The sequence below is a fragment of the Paenibacillus sp. F4 genome (assembly GCF_002894905.1).
Taxonomy (GTDB): Bacteria; Bacillota; Bacilli; order Paenibacillales; family Paenibacillaceae; genus Paenibacillus; species Paenibacillus polymyxa_B.
In genome coordinates, this window is record NZ_POVS01000045.1 from 1 (window position 1) to 5098 (window position 5098).

The following is a 5098-nucleotide window of genomic DNA, read 5'->3' on the forward strand; positions in this document are numbered from 1 at the left end:
TCGTTTACTTCCTTATAAGTCAGCTGTTTATCTTCAAACACTACAGCAATATTATTGGGTGTCCGTTCCACCTGTTCCTCAAAAATCTGATGGATGGTCTTTTCCCGAGGGTATCCTGCTTTTGTATTATTAAATTCATATAATATTTGATGTTTTTCGTCTTGTGACAGCATATCAATTTCTAATAGCCTTTTTTCAGGAAAGGCTGCTGCCTCTTCCAATACATTAAGGTAATGGGCAATAAGCCTTATAACTGACTCTTTCTTAAACAACCTGGTAGCATACTCCAATTCAAATGCAATACCGTCCTCTGTTTCCTCAGCGTTTAAAGTCAAGTCAAACTTGGATATTCTTACTTCACTGTCATAGGGCATAAACCTTAGCCCATCCATCTTCACTTCTGATGCCTCGATATTTTGCAGTACAAACATAGTATCGAAAAGTGGATTTCTGCCCAGATCCCTTTCCAGGTTAAGCTTATCTACCAGTTCTTCAAATTGGTAATCTTGGTTTTCGTAAGCCCTTAAGGAGTTTTCTCTTACTTCATTAAGGAAGTCCACAAAAGTCTTTCCACCTTGAGGGTGATTCCTCATGGCTAGCGTGTTTACAAACATACCAATAACGTCCTGAAGATCAGTATGCGGCCTTCCTGCAACGGGACTTCCAACTATAATATCTTCCTGTCCGGTGTACTTGGATAAAAGGACATTGTATGAAGCTAAAAGTACCATGTAGAGCGTGGCACCATTATTCACTGCAAGTTTGTTCAGTTTAACAGCAAGCTCCTTGCCTGCTTTGAAACTGATCACATCTCCCTCAAAACTCTGTATAGCTGGCCTAGGGTAGTCTAGCGGCATATTAAGCAAAGGAATTTCTCCTTTGAATACTTGGAGCCAGTATTCTTCCTGCTTACTAATTGTCCCATCAGCAAACAGCCTGTTCTGCCATACGGAAAAATCCTTGTACTGAATCTTAAGTTCCGGAAGTTCCTTACCTTCATACAGGCTCATAAATTCTCTTACCAGTATGTCGTCAGACACCCCGTCAGATATAATATGGTGCTTATCAAACATCATAATATATCTGTCTTCTCCAACTTTTATAAGCCCAACCCTAAGTAAAGGAGCCTCATCAAGGTCAAAGGTCCTAATAAATTCACTGGCTATTTTCGCAGCTCTTTCCTCATCGGTTTCCATATACATAACACTAAAATCCACATTGCTATGGACCTTTTGTACCGGTTTACCATCTATCATATGGAATGAGGTACGGAAAGACTCATGTCTGTCAACAAGCTCCCTAAAAGCCTGTTCAAAGCGCAGTTTATCGAGTTTGCCTTCAATTAGCATAATACCAGGCATGTTGTATGCCATCCCAACTGCGTCAAGCTGGTTTAGAATATACAGCCTTTTCTGGGCGGATGAAATTGGATAGTACTCCATCTCCCCAGCCGGCCCAATAGAATGAAATACACTCTCCTTTGCAATCTTGATGCACTCGGCAACTTCAGACATATTTGGGCTCTTAAATATTTCTTTAAGCGGTATGTTTACATTGAACTCTTTGTGAATCCTGGCAATAAGATTTGCTGCCCTTAAGGAATGTCCCCCCAGCTCAAAGAAATTGTCGTTTCTTCCCACTTTCTCTATACTAAGGATATCCTGCCACAACCCCGCAAGTTTCTCCTCCAATTCACCCAAGGGTGCGACATACTCTATTCCAGCATCGATATTGCCGTCAGGTTCGGGCAATGCCTTCCTATCTATTTTGCCATTGGGAGTCAGCGGCAGCTTTTTTAACTGCATAAAATAGGATGGTATCATATAGTCTGGAAGGTCCTTTAAGAGATGTCCCCTTAGTTCTGCTATTGTTAATTCATTTTCCCCTGCCACATAGGCACACAGATACTTGTTTCCCTTCTGATCTTCCCTTGCAATAACCACTGCTTCCTTTATTGAAACGTGCTTTAGCAGTTGTGCTTCTATTTCCCCCAGCTCTATTCTAAATCCCCTTATCTTTACCTGATGATCTACTCTTCCTAAAAATTCCATATTCCCATCAGACAGCCATCTGGCCAGATCCCCTGTACGATACATCCTTTCCCCTGGTATAAACGGGTTAGGTACAAATTTTTCAGCTGTCAGTTCGGGCCGGTTTAGATATCCCCTTGCAAGCCCTTCTCCCCCTATGCACAACTCACCCAAAACCCCTGTAGGCTGAGGTCTCAAGTGTTTGTCAACAACGTAGTATTTTATATTTTGCATTGGCTTTCCGATAGGTACACTCCCGGATTCCAAATAGCTTCCCAGTCTCTTTTCGTAATAACTGGAATCTATGGTGGACTCAGTAACCCCATAGCTATTAACAACCCGCAGTTTCTCTCCATACCAGGATTGTAATCTTTCATAATCTTCCACAGAGAGAGTATCTGATCCAAGTATAAGCAACTTGAGGCTATCAATAATCAAAGCATTATCATGGATATAATCCATAAGAGGAATAATCAGTGCCGGTGTGGATTCAAAGATGGTTATTTTATGGGTTTTAATAAGTGAATATAATCGTGCAGGATCGTATCTCTCCTCGGATGAACAAATAACCATTTGGCCTCCGTTGAGCAGCGTTCTCGAAACATCTCCCACAAATACATCAAAAGAAAAACTTGCGATTTGCAACAGCTTTACATCCATATCCGCAAGCCTATATTCCTTTTTCCATGCGTAAGATATGTTGACAAGACTTCTATGCTCTATCATGATCCCCTTTGGCTTTCCTGTGGTTCCTGATGTATAAATGACATATGCTAAATTACAAGATTTATTAATGACAGGAAGATTTTCTGTTCTCCCGTTGTAATTCACACAGTCATCAAAGCTTATAATATCAAGATCAAATTTAATTTTTTCTTTATGATGTTCTTGCGTAAGAATAATTCCAGCCAAGCTGTCATCGATCATATATCTGATTCGTTCTTCAGGATATTCGGTGTCTATGGGTAAATACGCGCCTCCTGCTTTAAATACAGCAATTACACCTATTATCATTTCTATGGACCGGTCTACCATTATAGCTACTACACTGTCAGGTTTTAATCCCTTGTCCCTTAAGATCCAAGCCAGTTGATTGGCCTTTTCATTAAGTTCTCCGTAAGTCAAGTATTTATCTTCAAATACTACTGCTATGTTATCAGGCGTCTTTTCCACTTGTTCTTCAAATAGCTCTTGTATGGTCTTATCCTTAGGATATTCTACTTTTGTATCATTGAAGCCATAGATTATTTGCTGTTTTTCCTCCTGGGACAACATATTTATTTCCGACAACCTTTTAAACGGATTTGCGGTTATCTCTTCCAACACGTTAAGGTAATGAGCCGCCAACCTTTTTATAGTCTCTTTTTTGAAAAGCCGAGTACAATATTCAAAGCTAAAAGCCATACCATCTTCACGCTCTATTGCATCAATGGATAGGTCAAATTTTGATATTCTATACTCTAGCCCGTTATTAAAAGGTCTGAAGCTTATACCAGGTACTGCAAATTCTACCTTAGAGGCATTTTGCATGGTAAACATAGTATCAAACAGTGGGTTTCTGCTCATGTCCCTCTTCAAGTTAAGCTTCTCAACCAGTTCTTCAAATTGGTAATCCTGATTGTCATAAGCCCTTAGAGCGTTTTCTCTTACTTCATTCAAGAATTCTACAAAGGTACTATCTCCCTTGGGGTAATTTCTCATAGCCAAGGTATTTACAAACATACCAAGGATATCCTGCAGGTCTGAATGTGGCCTTCCGGCTATAGGGCTTCCAACGATTATGTCTTCCTGTCCGGTGTGCTTAGACAGCAATATGTTGTATGCCGCGAGCAGTGTCATGTAAAGCGTAGCCCCATTATCCCTTGCAAGCTTGTTTAATTTATTCGTAAGCTCACTGCCTGCTTCAAAGCTAAAAAAATCCCCTTCAAAGCTTTGTATTACAGGCCTTGGATAGTCTAGCGGCATATTCAGTACAGGTATTTCTCCCTGGAATGCTTGGAGCCAGTATTCCTCCTGGCTGCTAATTCCGCCCTCATCAAACAGTTTATTCTGCCATACAGCGTAGTCCTTGTACTGTATCCGAAGTGCTGGAGGGTTGTTTCCTTCATAAAGATCCATAAACTCACGAATCAGTATGTCCATGGAGACACCATCGGATATAATGTGATGCATATCAAACATCATAAGATGCCTGTCTTCTCCCGTTTTTACAAGCTCTACCCTTAGCAGAGGAGCCTTGCCAAGATCAAAAGGTCTGGCAAATTCCCCAGCATACTCTGCGGCTTTTTCTTCGTTAGTTTCAAAGTACATCACGCTGAATTCCACATGGTCATGAACCTTCTGGACCGGGTTACCATCGATCATGTGGAACGATGTTCTAAGAGTCTCATGCCTTTTTACCAACTGCCTGAAGACTTCCTGGAAACGCGCTGTATCAATGCTTCCTTCCAGCAGCATAATACCAGGCATGTTGTATGCTGTCCCTGCCCCTTCAAGCTGGTTTAGTATATACAGCCTTCTTTGTGCAGATGACATAGGGTAGTATTCCATTTCTCCTGCCGGTTGGATTGACTGATATAGGCTCTCCTTTGAGTCTTTAATATATCTGGCAATTTCTAAGATGGTTGGTGTCTTGAATATTTCCTTAAGAGGTATGTCTATATTGAACTCTTTGTGAATTCTTGCTACAAGGCTTGTTGCCTTTAACGAGTGTCCCCCAAGCATAAAAAAGTTATCATTTCTTCCTACCTTCTCTATTCCAAGGATATCCCACCACAACAGCGCAAGTTTCTCCTCTATTTCTCCCGAAGGTACTACGTATTCTACGCCGGTATTAACATTGCTATCGAGCACAGGCAATGCTTTCCTGTCTATTTTTCCATTAGGGGTCAATGGCAGCTTTTCCATCCGCACAAAGTAGGAAGGGATCATGTAGTCCGGGAGCTCTTTTGACAAGTGTTCCCTCATCCCCTGTACGGTTATTTCTTGATCCGGTACGACGTATCCACAAAGATACTTATTTCCGTCAGCTCCTTCTTTGTCCAATACCACTGCTTCTTTTATTGTTT

At 41.1% G+C, this 5098-nt stretch carries 1 protein-coding gene; it reads right to left on the reverse strand.

The annotated features are described in order from the left end of the window. On the reverse strand, positions 1–5075 hold a 5075-nt coding region (locus C1T21_RS26925; RefSeq protein ID WP_180984660.1), incomplete at its 3' end, for a non-ribosomal peptide synthetase. Between the last annotated feature and the right edge of the window lie 23 nt (positions 5076–5098).